Source organism: Streptomyces sp. NPDC002144 (genome assembly GCF_053593695.1).
Window position 1 is genome coordinate 1 of sequence record NZ_JBSFDB010000037.1, and the last position, 20,317, is coordinate 20,317.

The 20,317-nt window shown below is 72.7% G+C and carries 12 protein-coding genes; 6 read left to right on the plus strand and 6 right to left on the minus strand.

What is annotated here, in order from left to right; all coding sequences use genetic code 11:
* Positions 1 to 341 precede the first annotated feature (341 nt).
* Positions 342 to 890, minus strand: a complete 549-nt coding sequence (locus tag ACWCQ1_RS38670) for a MarR family winged helix-turn-helix transcriptional regulator (protein ID WP_133049006.1) — start codon at positions 888 to 890, stop codon at positions 342 to 344.
* Between the two features lie 152 nt (positions 891 to 1,042).
* Here ACWCQ1_RS38670 and ACWCQ1_RS38675 point away from each other — a divergent pair, with 152 nt between their 5' ends.
* Positions 1,043 to 2,305, plus strand: coding sequence for an MFS transporter (locus tag ACWCQ1_RS38675; RefSeq protein WP_451028500.1), 1,263 nt, complete (start codon positions 1,043 to 1,045; stop codon positions 2,303 to 2,305).
* A 112-nt stretch (positions 2,306 to 2,417) separates the two neighbouring features.
* Here ACWCQ1_RS38675 and ACWCQ1_RS38680 read toward each other — a convergent pair whose 3' ends face one another.
* The 3 genes from ACWCQ1_RS38680 to ACWCQ1_RS38690 all read right to left on the minus strand — a co-directional run bounded on the left by ACWCQ1_RS38680 (position 2,418) and on the right by ACWCQ1_RS38690 (position 6,640).
* A complete protein-coding gene (locus ACWCQ1_RS38680) occupies positions 2,418 to 3,224 on the minus strand; it encodes a class I SAM-dependent methyltransferase (protein WP_451028473.1) in 807 nt (268 codons plus the stop codon).
* A 67-nt stretch (positions 3,225 to 3,291) separates the two neighbouring features.
* Positions 3,292 to 4,953, minus strand: a complete 1,662-nt coding sequence (locus ACWCQ1_RS38685; protein WP_358607792.1) for an ATP-binding SpoIIE family protein phosphatase — start codon at positions 4,951 to 4,953, stop codon at positions 3,292 to 3,294.
* Between the two features lie 307 nt (positions 4,954 to 5,260).
* Positions 5,261 to 6,640, minus strand: a complete 1,380-nt coding sequence (locus ACWCQ1_RS38690; protein WP_358607789.1) for an NAD(P)/FAD-dependent oxidoreductase — start codon at positions 6,638 to 6,640, stop codon at positions 5,261 to 5,263.
* 384 nt (positions 6,641 to 7,024) lie between these two features.
* Here ACWCQ1_RS38690 and ACWCQ1_RS38695 point away from each other — a divergent pair, with 384 nt between their 5' ends.
* Complete coding sequence (locus ACWCQ1_RS38695; RefSeq protein ID WP_133049011.1) at positions 7,025 to 7,777, plus strand: TetR/AcrR family transcriptional regulator; 753 nt, start codon at positions 7,025 to 7,027, stop codon at positions 7,775 to 7,777.
* A gap of 248 nt (positions 7,778 to 8,025) precedes the next feature.
* Positions 8,026 to 9,975, plus strand: coding sequence for a sigma-70 family RNA polymerase sigma factor (locus tag ACWCQ1_RS38700; protein ID WP_451028474.1), 1,950 nt, complete (start codon positions 8,026 to 8,028; stop codon positions 9,973 to 9,975).
* A gap of 9 nt (positions 9,976 to 9,984) precedes the next feature.
* Here the strand turns inward: ACWCQ1_RS38700 and ACWCQ1_RS38705 are convergent, their stop codons facing one another.
* Entirely contained in the window at positions 9,985 to 13,491 is a 3,507-nt protein-coding gene (locus ACWCQ1_RS38705) for an AfsR/SARP family transcriptional regulator (protein ID WP_451028475.1), read from the minus strand.
* A 381-nt stretch (positions 13,492 to 13,872) separates the two neighbouring features.
* Positions 13,873 to 15,972, minus strand: coding sequence for an asparagine synthase-related protein (locus tag ACWCQ1_RS38710; protein WP_358607780.1), 2,100 nt, complete (start codon positions 15,970 to 15,972; stop codon positions 13,873 to 13,875).
* A 696-nt stretch (positions 15,973 to 16,668) separates the two neighbouring features.
* Here ACWCQ1_RS38710 and ACWCQ1_RS38715 point away from each other — a divergent pair.
* The 3 genes from ACWCQ1_RS38715 to trmB are packed head-to-tail and all read left to right on the plus strand — an operon-like array spanning position 16,669 to position 20,267.
* The gene (locus ACWCQ1_RS38715) at positions 16,669 to 18,093 is read left to right on the plus strand and encodes an MFS transporter (RefSeq protein WP_133049016.1); all 1,425 of its coding nucleotides are present in this window, start codon (positions 16,669 to 16,671) and stop codon (positions 18,091 to 18,093) included.
* 59 nt (positions 18,094 to 18,152) lie between these two features.
* Positions 18,153 to 19,373: an L-2-hydroxyglutarate oxidase gene (lhgO, locus tag ACWCQ1_RS38720; protein WP_358607776.1), complete on the plus strand. Its 1,221-nt coding sequence runs from the start codon at positions 18,153 to 18,155 to the stop codon at positions 19,371 to 19,373.
* Between the two features lie 45 nt (positions 19,374 to 19,418).
* Entirely contained in the window at positions 19,419 to 20,267 is an 849-nt protein-coding gene (gene trmB / locus ACWCQ1_RS38725) for a tRNA (guanosine(46)-N7)-methyltransferase TrmB (protein WP_358607773.1), read from the plus strand.
* Positions 20,268 to 20,317: the final 50 nt, after the last annotated feature.

Here is a 20,317-nt window from a genome sequence, read left to right on the forward strand (position 1 = left end):
GGCTTTCCTCCGGGCGCTTCCCTTCGGTCTTGCGTTTCCGACTCTATCAGACCCTTTCGGTGTCTGATTCCCCGTCAGAGGGGGTTGTCTTCCCGGCCGTTGGGCCGTTCCGACGTCTCAAACCTTAGCCGATTCGCTCGGCGATTCCCAATCGGGCTACCGGGCTCCGAATCGAATTGAATTCGGGCGCGCCGAAATCAACCCGTTCGGGAGATCGTGCTGAAGGTTTGTGCCGCTACCGCGGCGGGAGGTGCTACCGCAGAACCGTTACGGCCCCGTGGCAACCCGAAGAACTTTACGGATCCGGCAGGGGGCTGTCAAGTGCCCCATGTCAAGATCTTTTAGTCCAGGTCGAGCAGGCGTCCCCCTGCATCCGGCTGGGCGTGTTCCACCCTGCGCAGGAGGCGAGTGAGGACGTCTCCCAGAGTAGCGCGCTCGTCGGCGGAGAGGTCCTGGAGCAGGTCCTCCTCGAAGACCGTCGCCAGCCGCATCGCCTCGAGCCACTTCTCCCTGCCCTCCCCGGTCAGTTCGACGATGACGCGGACCCGGTTGGTCTCGTCCCGCTCCCGGGTCACCAGTCCCTCGCCGACCATGCGGTCGATCCGGTGGGTCATCGCGGCCGGCGTCAGACCGAGCCGCTTCGCGAGGTCGCTGGGGCCCAGACGGTAGGGGGCGCCGGAGAGGACGAGGGCCTTGAGGACCTCCCACTCGGCGTTGCTGATGCCGAGCGCGGAGGTCTGGCGGCCGTAGGCGACGTTCATCCGTCGGTTGAGCCGGGCCAGGGCGGAGACGATCTTCTCGACCTGGGGGTCGAGGTCCCGGAACTCCCGCTGATACGCGGCGATCTGCTCGTCGAGCGTCGGCTCGGTGACGCCGGGGGTCTCGGCCATGTGCGCAGTATCGCACGCAGTCGCTTTGCCTCGAAGTCCTTGCCTCTGTAGCCTTTAGCCTTGAAATTTATCTTCGAAGTCTTCGGTTCTAAGTACTGAGGAACTTCAACTACCTGAGAGAGGTGAACGTGACCAGGGCGATGGGCGCAGCGATGCGCCGGATCCATGTGGGCAACGCACTCAGCGCGTTCGGGCTCGGCTTCACCGTCCCGTACCTGTACGTCTATGTGGCGCAGGTGCGAGGGCTGGGAGCCATGACCGCGGGGCTGGTCCTTACGGTCTTCGCCGTGGCCGCGCTGATCGTGCTTCCGTTCGCCGGGCGGGCCATCGTCCGGCGTGGTCCGCTGCCGGTCCTGCTCGCCGCCCTGGTCACCGCCGCTCTGGGAGCGCTGAGCCTGGGGCTGGCGGGCAGCGCGACGGCCGTACTGCTGTCGGCGGCGGCGCTCGGTGCCGGGCAGGCCGTGATGCAGCCGGCGCTGGCGACGATGATCGTGGACTGCTCGACCACGGACACGCGGTCCCGCGCTTTCGCCATGCAGTTCTTCCTGCAGAACCTGGGGCTGGGTGTCGGCGGGCTCATCGGCGGCCATCTTGTTGACTCTACGCGCGTCGACTCCTTCACCCTGCTGTTCTCGATCGAGGCGGCGGTGTTCCTGACGCTGGTCGGAGTGATGGCGACCGTGCGGGTGCCGCGCGCACCGCGCATGGAGGACGCCCCCGCGCGGTCGGGCAAGGGCGGCTGGAAGCAGTTGCTCGGGAACCGGGCCATGGTGCAGCTGTCCGTGCTGGGCTTCGTGCTCTTCTTCGCCTGCTACGGGCAGTTCGAGTCGGGGCTGAGCGCGTACGGCGTCGAGGCGGCCGGTATCTCGACGTCCGCGCTCGGCAGCGCGCTGGCCGCCAACACGCTGATGATCGTCGTCGCGCAGTTCGCCGTACTGCGGTTCGTCGAGCGTCGGCGGCGGTCGCGGGTGATCGCCGCTGTGGGGCTGATCTGGGCCGTGGCGTGGCTCGCCGCCGCATACGCCGGGCTCGGACACGGCAGCCAGGAGATGGCGACGGCCGCGTTCGTGTCGACGTACGCCCTGTTCGGGCTCGGTGAGGCGATGCTGTCGCCGACCGTCGCTCCGCTGGTCGCCGATCTCGCGCCCAGCGGGATGGCGGGGCAGTACAACTCCGCTTTCGCGCTGGTGAAGCAGCTCGCGCTGGCGGTCGGGCCGGCGGTGGGCGGGCCGCTGGGGGCCTCGCTGCCCATGCCGTACGTCGTGACGTTCCTGCTGTTCTCGCTGGGGATCACCTTCCTCGCGCTGCGGCTGGGGCGGCAGCTCACCGCCGTACAGGACCGGCCGTGGCTCGGTCGGAGTCGGGTGGTGGCCCGGGGTGGGGCCGCCGCGGAGCCGGCCGTCGCGGAGGCGTGAGTCCGCGATCAGTGTGGAAAGCGGCCGTCACCTTCGGGTGGCGGCCGCTTTCTGTGTCCGTTCGGTTGGTGTGCCGGTTGGGTTGCTGTGCCGGTCTGGTTGGTGTGCCGGCTCAGCGGGTCGCCGTCGCCAGGGTGGCCGTGAAGGCGAAGGTCGTCGTGGCGTGGGCGGCGAGGCGGGCGGTGAGGGCCTGGCCGGCGGCCGTCAGGGCTTCCGCGCCCTCCGTGTCGAGGATCTGCTGGGCCCAGGGCAGGACCGAGAGGTGGCCGGGGGCGAACTCGGCCAGTGGGGGGAGGCTGATGCCGAAGGTGAGCTCGTGGGTCTTGGTGTCGTGGAAGCCGGCCGTGTGGAGGGCCGTGGTGAGGTGGTCGGGGGTGCAGGCGAAGGCCGCGGCGAAGGAAGCCGCCGGGTCCGGGCCGCCGTACTCCTCGATGACCTCGTGCTGGGCGGCGAAGTACGGGCTGGTGAGGGCGGCCGGGGACCAGACGGTGGCGGCGAAGCGGCCCTCGGGGCGGGTGACGCGGGCCGTCTCCTTGAGGGCGGCGGTCAGGTCGGGGAAGAACTGGGCGCCCTGTTGGCAGACGACCGCGTCGAAGGTGGCGTCGGGATAGGGGAGATCGTCGGCGGGGGCGGCGGTGAACTCTATGTCGGGGTAGTGGCGGGGATGGTGGGCCACGGCCACCTTGAGCATGGCCTCGTTGACGTCTGCGCCGTGGACGCGGCCCGCGGGACCGACCTGGGCGGCCGCCGCGCGTGCCGCGAAGCCGGTGCCGCAGGCCAGGTCGAGGACCGTGTCGCCGGGACACAGGTCCACGGCGTCGAGCAGCGCCGTCACGAAGGGCGTCATGATCGGTGCGAGGTACTGCTCGTAGCGTTCGGGGGCGGTGCCCCTGAGCTGGAAACCCGGTTCGTCTGCCATGGGGAGCTACTAGCACCGGGAGGCGGGTTCGCCTAGATGGCGCGCGCGGGGCTTGTGCGCGCGCCTGTCAGGTCGCGCCTTTCGGCAGAAGGAACTCGCACCACACCGCCTTGCCGCCGCCCGGTGTGCGGCGGGAGCCCCAGTTGGAGGCGATCGTCGCCACGATGGCGATCCCGCGCCCCGACTCGTCGCCCGGCTCCGCGCGGCGGCGGCGCGGGAGATGGTCGTCGCCGTCCGTGACCTCGATGATCAGACGGCGGTCGGTGCGGCGCAGCCGCAGCCGCATCGGCGGGATGCCGTGCTGGAGGGAGTTGGCGACCAGTTCGCTGGCGGCGAGGACCCCGAGGTCGTGCAGGTCGGCGGGGAAGCGCCAGCTGGTGAGGACGCCGGAGGCGAAGGCACGCGCGCGTGGAGCCGCTTCGACGCCGCCGAGGAGTTCCAGGGCGGCGTTGCGGAAGAGTTCGCCGTCGGGGCCGGTGCGGGCCGGGTGCTGCAGGACCAGGACCGCCACGTCGTCGTCGTGGTCCGCCGTCACGCCCGCGGAGCGGACCAGCCGGTCGCAGACCACCTGGGGGGTGCCGGTCGCGCCGGCCAGGGCGCGCTCCAGGGCCGCGATGCCCTCGTCCAGGTCCTCGTTGCGGCGCTCCACCAGGCCGTCGGTGTAGAGGACCGCGGTGGAGCCGGGGCCGAGCGGGATCGAGCCGGAGGCGTGCATCCAGCCGCCGGTGCCCAGGGGCGGGCCGGTCGGTTCGTCGGCGCGCAGCACCACCCCGCTCTCGTCGCGGACGAGGATGGGGAGGTGGCCGGCCGAGGCGTACACCAGGCGGCCCTCGTTCGGGTCGTGGATGGCGTAGACGCAGGTGGCGATCTGGTTGGCGTCGATCTCCGTCGCCAGCCCGTCCAGCAGCTGGAGGACCTCGTGCGGAGGCAGGTCGAGGCGGGCGTAGGCGCGGACGGCCGTGCGCAGCTGGCCCATGACGGCGGCCGCGCGCACCCCCCGGCCCATGACGTCGCCGATGACCAGGGCCGTACGGCCGCCGCCGAGGGTGATGACGTCGTACCAGTCGCCGCCGACCGCGGCCTCCGTGCCGCCGGGCTGGTAGGTGGCGGCGATGCGCAGGTCGTCCGGCTGTTCGAGCTCCTGCGGGAGGAGGGAGCGCTGGAGGGTGACCGCGGTCTCGCGCTGGCGGCGTTCGCTCGCGCGCAGGCGCTCGGCGGCCTCGGCGTGGTCGGTGACGTCGGTGGCGAAGACGAGTACGCCGTGGCCGTCGGGGGACCCCCCTTCGGTGACCGGGGTGCAGCTGAAGGTGTAGGAGCGGCCGTCGGGGGCCTTGCGGGACTTCAGGGTGCGGGGTCTGCCGCTGCGCTGGACCTGGTCGAGCAGGGGCAGCAGGCCCAGTTCGTCGAGTTCGGGCAGGGCCTCGCGGGTGGGTTGGCCGAGCGGGCGCGGGCCGAACGCGGCGACGTAGGCGTCGTTGACGTAGGCGACGCGGTGGTCGGGGCCGTGGACCAGGGCGACGAGGGCCGGGACGCGGTCGAGGACCTCACGGACGGGGAGTTCGTCGACGGCCGGCACGGGGCGGGTGGCGTCGGTGAGTTGTTCGGCGCGGGCCGCGGGGACGGAGCCGGGCTGCTCGGGCTGCCGGTCGGGAAGGGCCACCTGGTCGGTCCGCGCTGCGGCGCGGCGCTGCGTTCCGGGGAGCCGGGCGCTCCAGCGCGTGAAGTTCACGAATCCTTGCCTCGTGTCGTCGTCTTCGGCGTCTGCGGCCGGCTCCGGGACTGGCCGGAGGGCTGGGGGATGACGCCCCCGGGATGCAGCACGGTGGGGAAAGCCTCTGGGGTTCGAAGGGGGCGGGGAATACGAAGGGGCGGGGATACGAAGGGGCGGGGTTCGAAGGGAGCGGAGTTCGAAGGGAGCGGAGTTCGATGGGGGCGGGCTGCCGCTCGCCCGGATGGCGGGGATCAGTCTGGCAGTGTGGCCTACCGGAGCGACATCCGTCAGACGCCCACCCGGTCGGTGGAGTTCCTGGGTCCGGTCAGGACGACCCCTTCGGGTCGGTCGTCGGGTCGGTAGGAGGCTTTCCACCGGCCGCGAGTTCGAACTCCGCACGGGGATGTTCGAGTGAACCGAGCGAGACGATCTCCCGCTTGAAGAGGCCCGAGAGGGTCCATTCGGCCAGGACACGGGCCTTGCGGTTGAAGGTGGGCACCCTGCTCAGGTGGTAGACGCGGTGCATGAACCACGCAGGGTAGCCCTTCAGTTTGCGCCCGTAGACATGCGCGACACCCTTGTGCAGACCGAGCGAGGCGACAGAGCCGACGTACTTGTGGGAGTACGTCTCCAGGTCCTCGCCGCGCAGCGCGTGCGCGATGTTGTCGCCGAGGACCCGGGCCTGGCGGACCGCGTGCTGGGCGTTGGGGGCCGTCTCCGCGCCCGGCTGCTCGGCGGTGACGTCGGGGACGGATGCGGCGTCTCCGGCCGCCCACGCGTGCGTGACGCCGTCGATCGTCAGCTGGGGGGTGCATTTCAGCCGACCCCGTACGGTGAGCGGGAGGTCGGTCGCGGCGAGGACGGGGTGCGGTTTGACGCCGGCCGTCCACACCAGCGTGCGGGTCGGGAAGCGGGCCCCGTCGCTGAGCACGGCGACCCGGTCGGTGCAGGACTCCAGGCGGGTGTTCAGCCGTACGTCGATGTTGCGGCGGCGCAGTTCGGTGACCGTGTAGCGGCCCATCTCCTCGCCGACCTCGGGCAGGATGCGGTCCGAGGCCTCGACGAGGATCCACTTCATGTCCTCGGCCTCGATGTTGTGGTAGTAGCGCGTGGTGTAGCGGGCCATGTCCTCCAGCTCGCCGAGCGCCTCCACTCCGGCGAAGCCGCCGCCGACGAAGACGAAGGTGAGCGCGGCGTCGCGGATGGCCGGGTCGCGGGTGGAGGAGGCGATGTCCATCTGCTCGATGACGTGGTTGCGCAGGCCGATGGCCTCCTCGACCGACTTGAAACCGATGCCGTGCTCGGCGAGCCCGGGAATCGGCAGGGTGCGCGAGATCGAACCGGGCGCGAGCACGAGTTCGTCGTACGACAGCTGTTCGGCGCCCGCTCCCTCCTCCTCCGTGGCGAGGGTGGTGAGGGTCGCGGTGCGCTTGCCGTGGTCGATCGAACGGACCTCGCCGATGACGACATGGCAGTGGTCGAGCACCCGGCGCAGCGGTACGACGACATGGCGCGGGGAAATGGCGCCGGCCGCCGCCTCGGGCAGGAACGGCTGATAGGTCATGTACGGGTCCGGGGTCACGACCGTGATCTCGACATCGCCCCGCCCCAGTTCCCGTTTCAGCTTCCGCTGCAGGCGCAGGGCCGTGTACATCCCGACGTAGCCGCCGCCGACAACGAGAATGCGCGCACGTTCCTTCACCATCCCATGACGCACCCAGCGCTTGAGTTTGTCCACAGCCTCGACAATTTGTGTGACCGCAGGTCGGGGATCTCCGGAGTTGGCCGAATTGCCCAAGTAGTGAGGAGGAGCGCAGGTCAGTGGGTGTGCGCCGGGGAGCGCCAGGGGGTGCAATCGGGACTTATACCACCCGTGGTCCGATCGGGGGGCGCTCCGTGCGGAACCTGCCCCTTCTGAATTGACCCCCTCTCAACTATGTTCGTGTGTCGACGGGGTGTAGGGGGAAGCGCTTCATCGGATCCGAAGTCCGCGACGGGCGGACCGGTGATCCCGGCTTCCCCGCACGCTCCGCCTTTTCCGATGGCGGGGAGAGTCTCCGGGGGGAGACGTCATTACCGGGGGAACGTTATGCATGTTCAGGACTCTCATTGGTCGTCCGCGCTCGCAGCGGGCGGCATGGTGAGCGCGGCGGCGGGCAACGGACGCGGGGACGGGCCGCGTACGACGCCGCTGCGCGTGGACGCTCAGCGCAATCTGGAGCACGTACTGCGTGCGGCGCGCGAGGTCTTCGGCGAGCTGGGGTACGGCGCGCCGATGGAGGACGTGGCGCGGCGGGCGCGGGTGGGTGTGGGGACCGTGTACCGGCGGTTCCCGAGCAAGGACGTACTGGTGCGGCGGATAGCCGAGGAGGAGACCTCGCGGCTGACCGACCAGGCCCGGGCGGCGCTCGGGCAGGAGGACGAGCCGTGGTCCGCGCTGTCGCGGTTCCTGCGGACGTCGGTGGCGTCGGGAGCGGGGCGGTTGCTGCCGCCGCAGGTGCTGCGGGTCGGCGTCGCCGACGAGCGGGACGCTTCCGTGTTCGACGAGGCCCGGGTGCCGCAGCAGCGGGGGCCGGGTGTCGGGGGTGCCGGGGTCGGCGCCGGTGAGCTGCGGCTGGTCTCCGAGGACGACACGGGGGCCGCGGCGCTGCTCGAGGTCGTGGGGCAGCTGGTGGAGCGGGCCCGGGCGGCGGGTGAACTGCGCGCCGACGTGTCCGTGTCGGACGTGCTGCTGGTGATCGCCACGGCGGCGCCCTCGCTGCCGGACGCTGCGCAGCAGGCGGCGGCGTCCGCGCGGTTGCTGGACATCCTGCTGGAGGGGCTGCGGTCGCGGCCCGCTTGATGCCGATGCTGTCCGCGGGTGGGGATGCGCCCGGCCTTCGGCCGGTGGTGCGTTCCCACCCGCACCGCTGTGCGGCTTCCCCTGGGGATCGGTTGAGGCTTCCCCGTTTGGGTGAGGGCTAGTACCGGGGGTGGGAAAACCCCCCGGACGAGTGGATGCGGTGTACTCCGGGGGCCTGAACAAAAGCCAATGTGGCACTCTGACCCGGTGTGCGGGACGGATAGGGCTGGCGGCGGGGGCATTCCGCGATGAGTGTTGACGGGCGGGACGGGTCACCGGGGGACGGTGACCCGGAGGCCGGTGGTTCGCCGCAGGTGCCGAGTCAGGGCGGTCGGCCCTCCATCCCGGCCCAGGCCGGTGAGCCCGTCGAGGGCAGCGTGCCCGCCCAGCGCGACCGGCGCGAGGACGGCGCGGTACCGCCGTCGCCGAGGAGCCTGCCGCCGTCGGACGCCGATCTGATCGAGCGGATGCGCTCGGGCGACGACACCGCGTACGAGGCGCTGTACCGGCGCCACGCCGACGCCGTGCGCCGTTACGCCCGCACCTGCTGCCGGGACGCCCACACCGCCGACGACCTCACCGCCGAGGTCTTCGCCCGCATGCTCCAGGCCGTACGCCGCGGCCACGGTCCCGAACACGCGGTACGCGCCTATCTGCTCACCACCGTCCGGCGCGTCGCCGCCTCCTGGACGAAGTCCGCCAGGCGGGAGCAACTCGTCGACGACTTCGCGGTGTTCGCCGCGCAGGCCGCCCGTTCCCCCGAGGTCTCCGACGACGCCGCGTCCCTGGGCTCCTTCGGCGCGGGCCTCGACCTCGGTGCCGATGTCCGCGCCATGCACGAGGCCGAGCAGTCCCTGGCGATGCGTGCCTTCCGGTCGCTGCCCGAACGCTGGCAGGCCGTGCTGTGGCACACCGAGGTCGAGGACGAGTCGCCGAGCGAGGTCGCCACTCTCTTCGGCCTCGACGCCAACGGCACACGCGTGCTCGCCAGCCGCGCCCGTGAGGGCCTCAGGCAGGCCTATCTGCAGGCCCACGTCAGCGCCGCCCTAGTCGGCGACGAGGAGTGCGCCCGCTACGCCGACCGGCTCGGCGCCTACGCGCGCGGCGGCCTGCGCACCCGTGCCGAGCGAGGCTTGCGCCAGCACCTCGAGGAGTGCGCCAAGTGCCGCCTGGCCGCGGGCCAGATCAAGGAAGTCGCCAGCGGCATCCCCGCCGTCGTACCGGTCGCGGTCATCGGCTGGTTCGGCGCCGCCGGGTACGCCAAGGCGCTCGGGCTCATCGCCGGTGGGGCCGGCGCCGGGGCGGCGGGGGCCGCGGGTGCGGCCGCTGCCGCGGGCGGCGGTTCGTCCGGCGGGGCCGGCGCCGGTGGGGGTGCGGCGGCCTCCGAGGGACTGGGCGCGCCCGTGAAGGCCGGCATCGCCGCCGGTGTCGTCGCCGTGGCGGGCGTGGCGGTGGTGCTCGCGCTGGCCGGGAGCCACAGCCCCGCCAGGAAGCCGGACGCCAAACCGCCGGTCTCCTCACCGGTCGTACGGCCCGAGTCGCCGACGTCCGCGCCCTCGAAGAAGCAGCCCGCACCGAACCCCCCGGCGATCGTCCCCGTGGCGGCCGCCTCCACCCCGGCGCCCACCCATACCCCCGCGCCGCCCCGCCCGAAGCCCACCCCGACCGCCGCGCCGACAGCCACTCCCCCGCCCTCACAGCGGCCGAAGCCGAGCCCGAGGCCGACGCCCACCCCCACCCTGGCCCCGACTCCCCCGCCCGCTCCCGCCGTCTACGAGTGGAGCGAGCTGTCGTACGACCTCACCGGCGACGGCACCCAGCCCGAGATGCGGCTCGGGCAGAGCAGCTGGGTGTGGCAGCGCTACGGCCTCTCGATCGCCGACAAGCGGTACGCGCACGGCGTCACCGTGCACGGCGCCTCCTCAGTCACCATCGACCTCAACCGGAGCTGCACCGCCTACGACGCCTTCGTCGGCATCGACGACACCACCCTGGGTCTCGGCAAGGTCCGCTTCTCCGTCTACGCCGACGGCGTACGGCTGTGGAAGTCCGGCCTGGTCGAGGGCGGCGACCAGGCGGTCCCGGTGCATGTGAGCCTGAGCGGGCGCAGGACGGTACGGCTGGTCGTCGAGCCCGACACGTCCTTCGACTCGCTGACGCTCGCCGACTGGGCGGAGTCGAGGTTCACCTGCTCGTAGTCCGGCCGCTCAGGGGGCGGGGTGGAGGCGCAGCGTCTCCGTGAACTCGGCGAACAGGGCGTCGGGGGTGAGCGCCGCGCCTCGCGTGTACTCCCTCTCGTAGCGATCGGCGCCCAGCGCGGTACGGGCGGCCTCTCCGGCGGCCTCGGCCCGGGCTCCTTCCGGCATCAGGCGCGGCTGGCCGTCGCGCCAGGTGTCAGCAAGGGCCAGCAGTCGGACCACGCGCGTGTGGTCGCCGAGTTCGGCCAGCAGCCCCGCGGTGCCGTCCAGCAGGGTCGCCACGATCATGTCGGCGCAGCGCTTCTCCACCGCCTCACGCACGGCCGCGATGAGCTTCGGCAACCCGTGCGCCGGACCCGACTCGGCGGCCGTCACGCCCGCGTCCACGGCCATCAGCATCACCAGGAACTGCGGCGGTGGCGTGCCCCGGCCGGTCTCCACACGGGCCTCCTCCCACAGCTGCCGCGCCCGTGCCGTGTCCTTCTCGTCCAGCGCCATCTGGGCGCGCGTCAGCAGGACGAACGCCGCCGAGTCGACGACGGCGTGCTGCTCGGCGGCCTCGCTCGCCTCGTCCAACAGCCGGCTCGCCGACTGGCGGTCACCCGCGCGGTAGGCGATCTCGGCCAGCCGGGCCAGCAGGAACGGCGTCTCGGCGTAGGCGCCGACCTCGTACGCCAGCCTCAGCGCCTCCTCGTACTCGGCCTTGGCCTCCGTGTGCCGGCTGCGGGCCATGGCCGCCTCGGCGGACGCGCTGCACACCTGGGCCCGCATCCAGCGGTCGCCGACCCGTCGGCTGAGCACCCTCAGCTCCGCGAGGTCCTCGTCGACGCCCTTCATGCCGCCCGGCGAGTCGACGGCCATGTGGGTGCGGAACATCAGGACGACACCGATCGCCCAGTCGTCGCCGTATCTGCGGCTGTTGGCGACCGCGGTCTCCATGGCGCCGCGTACGTCCACCGAGCCGTCGAGGACGTACGTGGCGAGCGGCCACACCAACCCCGGCATACGGGCCGCTTCCGGACCGCCCGGCGCGTAGAAGTCCCGCAGCCGGGCGACGTAGCTCCGCAGCCGCTCGTCCAGCCGGTCCTCGAACCGCTCGGTGTCCGCCCTGAGGAACAGGTGCAGCATGCGGAGGTTCATCCGGAGGGTGTGCCGGGGGTGGTGCCGCTCCCCGTCCGGGGCGTCGAGGAAGGCGTCGATGGGGTCGGGGGTGCTCGTGGAAGTGGTGTCCGGGGCAGCCGGCCGGTGCGTGTCGGGGGTGGTCGGGGCGGGATGGCCGTCCAGGGTGACGCCCAGGCGCAGGGTGTGGTCCACCCAGGCCATGCCCTCCTGGCGGTAGTTGCGCAGCCACCAGAACCAGCCCATGTCCAGGGCCAGGGCACCGGCCTCCTCCTCGGCCCCCTCGTCGAGGGCACGGTCGAGAGCCGCCCGGATGTTGTCCAGCTCGGTCTCCAGACGGTGGATCCACGGGAGTTGGTCGGCCGAACGCAGACGCGGCTCCGCCTCCGCCACCAGCGCCCGCACCCACGCGCGGTGCCGCCGTTCGGCCTCCGCGCGTAGCTCGGGGACCTCGGCGGCGCGCTCGACGGCGTACTCGTGGATGGTCTCCAGCATGCGGTAGCGCATGGTGCCGCAGCCGCCCTCCTCGTACGGCGTCTCGTACGGGGTGGCCACGATCAGGGACTTGTCGACGAGCGCCCCCACGAGGTCGGCCGCGGGACCCGTGCAGACGGCCTCCGCCGCGGTGAGGTCCCAGCCGCCGGCGAAGACGGAGACCTCACGCAGGACCGTGCGCTCCCGCTCGTCGAGCAGCTCCCAGGACCAGTCCACGACCGCGCGCAGGGTCTGCTGGCGGGGCAGGACCGTGCGGCTTCCGGAGGTCAGGAGGCGGAAGCGGTCGTCGAGGCGGTCGGCGATCTGCCTCGGGGTGAGCAGCCTCAGCCGGGCCGCGGCCAGCTCGATGGCGAGCGGCAGCCCGTCCAGGCGGCGACAGATCTCCTGGACGGCCTCGCGGTCGCGGAGCACGGCCGCCGCGTCGGGGCGGACGGCGGACGCGCGCTCCTCGAAGAGGCGGTGGGCCTGGTCGGGGACGAGGGGTTCGACCGGGCGCACCGACTCGCCGGGAACGCCCAGGGGTTCACGGCTGGTGGCGAGGATCGTGAGCCCGGGGCAGCGGGTGAGCAGGGTCTCGGCGAGGGCGGCCACCGCTTCGATGACATGTTCGCAGTTGTCAAGGATCAGGAGCTGGCTGCGCGGGGCGCAGTGCTCGACGAGCAGGGCGACCGGGTCGTCCTGCGGGGCCGTCAGCTCGGTGGTCATCAGCACGGTCTCGCGCAGACCGAGCGCGCTGACCACCGCGCCCGGCACCGCCTCCGGCCGGTCGAGCGGTGCCAGTTCGACCAGCCAGGCCTGCGGGAGCCCGGCGGCGGCTTCCTCGGCGAGGCGGGTCTTTCCGGAGCCGCCCGGTCCGGTGAGGGTGACCAGTCTGGCCCTGTGCAATTCGGAACGGATGGCGTCGAGCTCTGGTTCCCGCCCCACGAAAGAGGTAAGCCGCGGACGAAGGTTGCCGGTGCGGGTGGGGGGTTGGGGGTGGGAGTTGGGCTGGTCCGTGAGACCGGGGGCTTGAGGGAGGGAGGGCTCAGAGGGCATGGAGAAGTCGGAGGAGGACTGGAGGAGGAAGCTTTCGGCGGATCCAGCGGCTTGGGGGCGGGAGTCTTGCGCTGGACGGGCGTTGTCGGCGTTGCGATCTTCGGCGAGCCGAGAGGCTTCGGTGGGTTGGGAGGGCGGTGTCGGGCCGGGTGGCTCGGTGAGCAGTTCGGCGTGCAGCGCTCGCAGTTGTGGGCCCGGGTCGGTGCCCAGGCCTCCGGACAGGGCGCGGCGGGCCGTCTCGTACGCGGCGAGGGCGTCCGCTCCGCGGCCCGTGTCACGCAGGGCGCGGATGAGGAGGGCGTGCAGGGGCTCGTCGTACGGGTGGGCCGTCGTCAGTTCCGTCAGACGCGGTACGACGGTGTGGGCGCGGCCCAGTCGCAGGTCCGCGTCGATACGCGCGCGCGTGGCCTCCAGGTGCAGGGCGTCGGCGCGGGTGGCGGCGGTGCGGTCCGGGAGGTCGGCGAGGGCGGGGCCGCGCCACAGGGCGAGGGCCTCGGTCAGGACGCGGGCCGCGTGTGCGGCGTCGTCGGCCGTCAGGGCCGCCGTGCCCTCGTGGACCAGGCGCTCGAAGACGTACAGGTCGACGTCGTCCTCGGTCGCGGCGAGGCGGTAGCCGCCGGGGGTGGAGGTGATGGCGTCCTTGCCGAGGGTGCGGCGGAGGCGGCCGATCAGGGCCTGGAGGGCGGCGGGGGCGTCCTGGGGCGGGTCGTCCGTCCAGATCTCGTCGATCAGGGTGGTGGGGGGTGTGACGCGGGTGGGGCGCAGGGCGAGGGTGGCGAGGAGCGTGCGCAGGCGGGGGCCGGGGATGGGTATGGCGGTGCCGTGGTCGTCTGCTGCCTCGGTGACGCCCAGGATTCTGTACCGCACCGGGTCATTGTCGCTGGGAGACGTCGGTGGGGCATCGTGTTTCGGGGTGTCGGGCCGTGGGTGAGCGTGGGTGGGGGGTGCGGGTGGGTGAGCGTGGGTGGGGGGGTGCGGGTGGGTGGGTGCGGGTGGGTGGGCGCGGGTCATGGGTCTCGCCCCGCCGCCCCTACCCGTCCCATCCCCAGGGGCTGCCGCCCCTTCGACCCCACTCCGGGGGCTCCGCCCCCTGCACCTCCGCCCTTCGGGCCTCGTCCTCAAACGCCGGACGGGCTGAAGACACACCAAACCGCCCCAAACACCGGACCGGCCCAAGACACAACAACCCGCCCCAAACGCCGGACGGGCCGAAGGCACAAAAACCCGCCCTTCAGAGGCAGTGGCCCCTCACGCCACGCCCGCTCCCCCGCCCGAAGCCAGTGCACCGCGTTTCGGGGTGATGCCTGCCGGGACCGCTCGTTGGCGGGCCGGGGTGCCTGTCCAGCAGGTGCCTCGGCGGGCCAGGAGGCGGCGGAGCCAGAGTTCGAGGGAGACCAGGTCGGCGAGGCCGTCCAGGGGCAGGGGCTCGCCCTGCGCCGCCGCGCGCAGGGCCTTGCGGACCACCCTTGCCTCGACCAGGCCCGCCTCCGCCAGCAGGGGCGTGCCGAAGAGGGTCATCAGGGAGTCCGCGGCGACTCTCAGGCCGGTACGGGCGGCGACCGCCGCAGACGCGTGGGACGGGGCGCCCCAGCCGGGCGGGAGATCCCGTACGCCGGCGCCCTCCAGGACCGTTCGGAGGATGTCCGCGCGGGCGCCGGGCTGGACGCGCAGGGCCTCCGGGAGGGTGCGGCAGGCGCGGACGACCTGGTTGTCGAGGAACGGGGCGTGCAGCCGCTGGGAGCGGATCTCGGCCGCCTGTTCGAGGACGCGGAGGTCCGCAGCCTGGCGGGCGAGGGCGGCACGCGCGCGGTGGTCGCCGGGACGTTGGCCCGGGCCCATCCCGGAGCGGTTCGTGGCCGCCTGCAGGCGAACCGATACTTCAGCGAGCGCCTCGCCGGTCAGCCAGCGAGCGGCGGGGCCTGGTCTGGCCCAGGTGAGGGCGGCCAGGGAGGCTCCGACGGCACCTCCGGGTTCGTCGAAACGGCGCTGGAGGAGGCGTTCGGCGAGCAGTTCGAGGCCCGCCCGGTACGGCGTACGTGCGAGTCTCCGCGCGGCGCCGTACACGCGCGCGGGGACCATCACGGAGCCGTCCGCCTTGGCGAGGGCGGCGACCGGACGTACCAGGTGGCGGCGTTTGCGGTCCATCAGGAGGTCGGCCAGCCGGGCGGGGTGGGCGTCGAGGACCTGGCGGGCGCCGTAGCCGGTGAAGTGGTCCGCGCTGCCAGCGGCGAGGCGGGCGCGGTGGCGGGCGGCCGTGACCAGGGACTGGCCCGGCTCGTCGGTCAGCGGGCCGTCCAGGTCGGCGTACGGCAGGGTGTCCTCGCCGCCGGTCACCACCACGTGGTGCAGGCGCGGGTTGGCCGCCAGGGTGCCCGCCCGTTCCACCTCCGCCTCGCGGCCGCCCACCACCAGGTCGTTGAAGGTCACCGCCAGCAGGCGCTCGCCCGCGCCCGTGCCGTGGCCGAGGACCGTGCCCGGCATGCCCGGCAGTCCGGCGGCCAGGAGTGCGAGGGTGCCCGACGCGGGGCCGCCGGAGAGGTCGGCGCCGATGCCCGCGACCGGCATCCCGCGCGCGGCACGGCGTTCGGCGGGCCCCATGCCGGGGACGGGGCCGGGGTCCATGTCGACGCCCGGGACGTGCCGCGGGGCCGACAGACGCGCGCGTACCGCCTCCACCAGCGCGTCGCGCACCGCGTCCACCGCGCTGTCGGGGTCGGCGGTGGGCGCCGCCACGGCGAGGGAGGCGACCGGCTCGTAGCCGGCGATCTCGCGCGCCCCGGCGCGCAGGATGAGCGCGTGCCCCGGCGGAATGCGCCGTACGCCGTCGTAGGGGGTGGAGTCGTCCAGGGCCGCCGGCACGTCGGGGGCGGCGAGCAGGGCGGCGAGGTGGCCGAAGTCGAGGTTGGCCTCGATGAGGTCGGCGAGCGGCAGGGCCGCGGTCGCGTACGCCGTGCCGCCGGCCCAGGGGGTGTAGAACACCGGGCGCGCGCCGGCCAGATCGCCGCAGACGGTGAGGCGGCGGCCGACCTGGACGATGGCGGTGTAGCTGCCCGGCCAGGCCGTCAGATGCCGCAACGCGCCCCCGCGCGCGGCGAACAGACCGACCCTCAGTTCCTCGTCGGATGCTCCGCAGGTGCCCAGGACCGCGATCCGGGTCTGTGGGTCGGCCCGCACCACGCGCACCTCGTCGGGGCGCCAGTCGCCGACCGCCCACAGCGGGTCGGGGTCGCCCCACAGGAGTTGGGAGCCCACCGGGTGCACGGTCTCGCCGTCGAATCCGGTGGCCCCCGCGGAACCGATCCCGGCGGCCACCGCGGCGGTGCTGCTCCATCCCACCAACCACCGCATCGACGCCTCCACAGGCTGTGGACAACCAGTGCACCGCACGAACCGGTTCACCATGCTGCCATGAAGAACGCGTGCCGGCGGGGCGGTGGAGCCGCTTATGACCCCCGGAACGCGCCGGGGCGCTCACCCTTGCGGGGAGATCCCGAAGCCGTCAACACCCAGGCGGAAGAAGGTGTCTGCGACGCGAATGCGCCCCCGAAACGCTCCCTGAAAACGCCGTTCGCGCCCTCAAGTACCGTGGTGGGAGCCGTAATTCGGGAAGGAAGGCGGGGTCGATTTTCGGCCAAATCCGGGACGCGGGGACAGGTGTGCACACGCTCCGTACATGCTCTGCGCACCGCCATGTCAGGTGCGCAGCCCGGGAGGTGGGATTCACCTCCCGGACCGGTCCGCCGCCCGCGGGGATGTAGGCGGCGGTGTCCCCCAGCCCACTGGATCCAGTACAGCGGGCCGACCCACGCAGCATCCATGGAAGCGCTCCCCCGATGGCCGGAGAAGAGCGCACGGACGGGCGCACGGCCACACGGCGGTAGCACGACGCAACTGCGCGTATCGGACCCGCACTTCAGTACGGACCACAATCCCGCCATCCGGAACAATGCCCCTTAACGCTTGGGATGCGGCGAACTACGCTGGGTTTACGAATGCCGCGTGGTTATGCCAACGCGGCAGCCGTCTGTGTCGAGGGGTGGCGCAATGTCCAGGGAGCAACGCGGGCCGAACGAAAAGCTCGGCGCCGTTCTCGCCCTCGCGGGAATCAGCAACGCAGGTCTCGCCCGGCGCGTCAACGACCTTGGCGCCCAGCGAGGACTGACTCTTCGCTACGACAAGACCTCGGTGGCACGCTGGGTGTCGAAGGGCATGGTGCCGCAGGGCGCCGCGCCGCACCTCATCGCCGCCGCGATCGGCCAGAAGCTCGGCCGCCCGGTACCGCTCCACGAGATCGGTCTGGCGGACGCGGATCCCGCACCCGAAGTGGGCCTCGCCTTCCCCAGGGACGTGGGACAGGCGGTGCGCTCGGCGACGGAGCTGTACCGACTCGACCTCGCCGGGCGCCGGGCCGGCTCCGGGGGCATCTGGCAGTCGCTGGCCGGATCGTTCGCAGTAAGCGCGTACGCGACGCCCGCCTCACGGTGGCTGATAACCCCGGCCGACTCGTCGGTGGCGCGCGAGGCGAACTCCGCGGAGGGCTCGGGCGCACCGCTCAAAGTCGGCCACAGCGACGTGCAGAAGCTGCGGGAGGCCGCCGAGGACGCCAGGCGCTGGGACTCCAAGTACGGAGGCGGCGACTGGCGTTCGTCGATGGTGCCCGAGTGTTTACGGGTGGAGGCGGCGCCGCTGCTGCTGGGCTCGTACTCGGACGAGGTCGGGCGCGCCCTGTTCGGGGCGAGCGCCGAGCTGACCCGGCTCGCCGGGTGGATGGCCTTCGACACCGGGCAGCAGGAGGCCGCGCAGCGGTACTACATCCAGGCGCTGCGGCTCGCGCGCGCGGCGGCCGACGTGCCGCTCGGCGGCTATGTGCTGGCGTCGATGTCGCTGCAGGCCACGTACCGGGGCTTCGGCGACGAGGGCGTCGATCTCGCGCAGGCCGCCCTGGAGCGCAACCGGGGACTGGCCACCGCCCGCACCATGAGCTTCTTCCGGCTGGTCGAGGCACGCGCGCACGCACGCGCGGGTGACGCGCAGGCCGCCGGGGCCGCGCTCAAGGCCGCCGAGGGCTGGCTGGAGCGGTCCCGGGAGGGCGACAACGACCCGTCCTGGCTCGGCTTCTACTCCTACGACCGGTTCGCCGCGGACGCCGCCGAGTGCTACCGGGACCTGAAGGCGCCCCGGCAGGTGCGGCGCTTCACGGAGCAGGCCCTCTCCCAGCCGACGGAGGAGTTCGTACGGTCGCACGGGCTGCGGCTGGTCGTCTCGGCGGTCGCCGAGCTCGAGTCGGGCAACCTCGACGCGGCGTGCGAGCAGGGCGTGCGGGCGGTGGAGGTCGCGGGGCGCATCTCCTCGGCCCGCACCACCGAGTACGTGAAGGACCTCCTGCACCGTCTGGAGCCGTACGGGGACGAGCCGCGGGTGGTGGAGCTGCGGGAGCGGGCTCGGCCGTTGCTGATGGCACCCGCATAATGCGACGCGAGGCAGTTTGAACACGATGTCAGTGGCGCAGTGCACTATCGGAGGCGGAGGTGGTGCAGGTGCGGCATGAGATCGCTTATGACTGCGACGTGCTGGTGGTCGGCGGCGGCATCGTCGGGTTGTCGACGGCGTACGCGATCACGCGTGCCGCCCCGGGCACCCGGGTGACGGTGCTGGAGAAGGAGGCCGGCCCCGCCCGGCACCAGACGGGACGCAACAGCGGGGTCATCCACAGCGGGGTCTACTACCGGCCCGGCTCGCTCAAGGCCCGGTACGCCGTGCGGGGCGCGGCCGAGATGGTGAAGTTCTGCGCCGAGTACGGCATCGCGCACTCCGTCACCGGAAAGCTGATCGTCGCCACCGAGCGCGAGGAGCTCCCCCGACTGCACGCCCTGGTGCAGCGCGGCCGGGAGAACGGGATTCCGGTACGGGAGCTGGGCGGCTCCCAGATCGGGGAGTACGAACCGGAGGTGCGCGGCCTGGCCGCGATACACGTCGGGACGACCGGGATCTGCGACTTCGTGGGCGTGGCCCGGCAGCTGGCGGACGCCTCGGGCGCGGAGATCCGCTACGGGGCGCGGGTGGAGCGGATCGACCGGCGCCCGGAGCGCGGGGTCGCCGTCCGCACGGCCGCCGGGGACGTCGTCCGCGCGCGCGTGATGGTGAACTGCGCCGGGCTGTACTGCGACGAGGTGGCACGGCTGACCGGGGACGACCCGGAGATGCGGATCGTGCCGTTCCGCGGCGAGTACTTCTCGCTGGCCCGGCCGGAGCTGGTGCGCGGCCTGGTCTATCCGGTGCCGGACCCGGCGTTCCCGTTCCTCGGGGTGCACCTCACGCGCGGGATCGACGGAGGCGTGCACGTCGGGCCGAACGCGGTGCCGGCGCTGGCCCGCGAGGGGTACGGCTGGGGTGTCGTACGGCCGCGCGAGGTGGCCGGGACGCTGGCGTGGCCCGGGTCCTGGCACATGGCCCGGCAGCACTGGCGCTACGGCGCCGGGGAGCTGCGCCGGTCGGTGTCCAAGCACGCGTTCACGACCGCGGTGCGCAGGCTGCTGCCCGCGGTGACCGCGGACGACCTCGTGCCGACCGCCGCCGGGGTGCGGGCGCAGGCGGTGCTGCGGGACGGTTCGCTGGCGGACGACTTCCTGATCAAGGAGGGCGCGCGGACCGTGCACGTGCTGAACGCGCCCTCGCCCGCGGCCACGGCCTCGCTGCCCATCGGCCGGGAGGTGGCGCGGAGGGCACTGGCGATGCTGGGCTCGGTGTGAGCCGCGGAAACGCACTGGGTGAGCCGCCGTAAAATCGACCTCACTGTGTCTGACTCCCACACCACCCCCGAACGCGCCGACAGCGGCGAGCACACCTCGCACGCCCCCGGTGTCTCCATCCGGCACACCCGGGCCAAGGGCGAGCCGCGGTTCCCCGACGGGCCGAAGGCCGATCCTGCCGGGTCGCACTTCGACCGGCGGATCCGCAGTTTCCAGCCGCGGCGCAGCCGGGTGACCGCGGGCCAGGCGGACGCCCTGCAGCGGCTGTGGCCCAAATGGGGGCTGGACATCGACGGGCGGCACACCCTCGACCTGACGGAGCTGTTCGGCAACACGAACCGGGTGGTGCTGGAGATCGGGTTCGGCATGGGCGAGGCGACCGCGCAGATGGCCGCCGCGGACCCGGAGACCAACATCCTCGCCGTGGACGTGCACACCCCCGGCCAGGGCAACCTCCTCAACCTCGCCGACCAGGGCGGTCTGTCCAACGTCCGTGTCGGCAACGGGGACGCCATCATCCTGCTGCGCGAGATGCTGACCCCCGACTCCCTCGACGGACTGCGCGTCTACTTCCCCGACCCCTGGCCCAAGAAGCGGCACCACAAGCGGCGGCTGATCCAGCCTGAGTTCCTCGACCTCGCCGCCGCCCGGATCCGGCCGGGCGGGATCGTGCACTGCGCGACGGACTGGGAGCCGTACGCCGAACAGATGCTCGAGGTGCTGACGGCGCACCCGGAGTTCGAGAACACCCGGCCCGACGGCGGTTTCGCGCCGCGTCCGGACTTCCGTCCGTTCACCCGTTTCGAGGGGCAGGGGCTGGAGAAGGGACATGTCGTGAACGACCTGCTCTTCCGTCGCGTACCCCATCACGACCAGCCCCTCACCGGCGCCTGAGGCCCGTCGGCCTCCTGCGGGCGGCGCCTTCCCTCGTTAGGGTCAATGCC

Bases quoted from the DNA above. Each gene is read 5' to 3' on its own strand.
- ACWCQ1_RS38670 (WP_133049006.1), bottom strand. From the start codon at position 890: ATGGCCGAGACCCCCGGCGTCACCGAGCCGACGCTCGACGAGCAGATC.
- ACWCQ1_RS38675 (WP_451028500.1), top strand. From the start codon at position 1,043: ATGCGCCGGATCCATGTGGGCAACGCACTCAGCGCGTTCGGGCTCGGC.
- ACWCQ1_RS38680 (WP_451028473.1), bottom strand. From the start codon at position 3,224: ATGGCAGACGAACCGGGTTTCCAGCTCAGGGGCACCGCCCCCGAACGC.
- ACWCQ1_RS38690 (WP_358607789.1), bottom strand. From the start codon at position 6,640: ATGGTGAAGGAACGTGCGCGCATTCTCGTTGTCGGCGGCGGCTACGTC.
- ACWCQ1_RS38695 (WP_133049011.1), top strand. From the start codon at position 7,025: ATGCATGTTCAGGACTCTCATTGGTCGTCCGCGCTCGCAGCGGGCGGC.
- ACWCQ1_RS38700 (WP_451028474.1), top strand. From the start codon at position 8,026: ATGAGTGTTGACGGGCGGGACGGGTCACCGGGGGACGGTGACCCGGAG.
- ACWCQ1_RS38710 (WP_358607780.1), bottom strand. From the start codon at position 15,972: ATGCGGTGGTTGGTGGGATGGAGCAGCACCGCCGCGGTGGCCGCCGGG.
- ACWCQ1_RS38715 (WP_133049016.1), top strand. From the start codon at position 16,669: ATGTCCAGGGAGCAACGCGGGCCGAACGAAAAGCTCGGCGCCGTTCTC.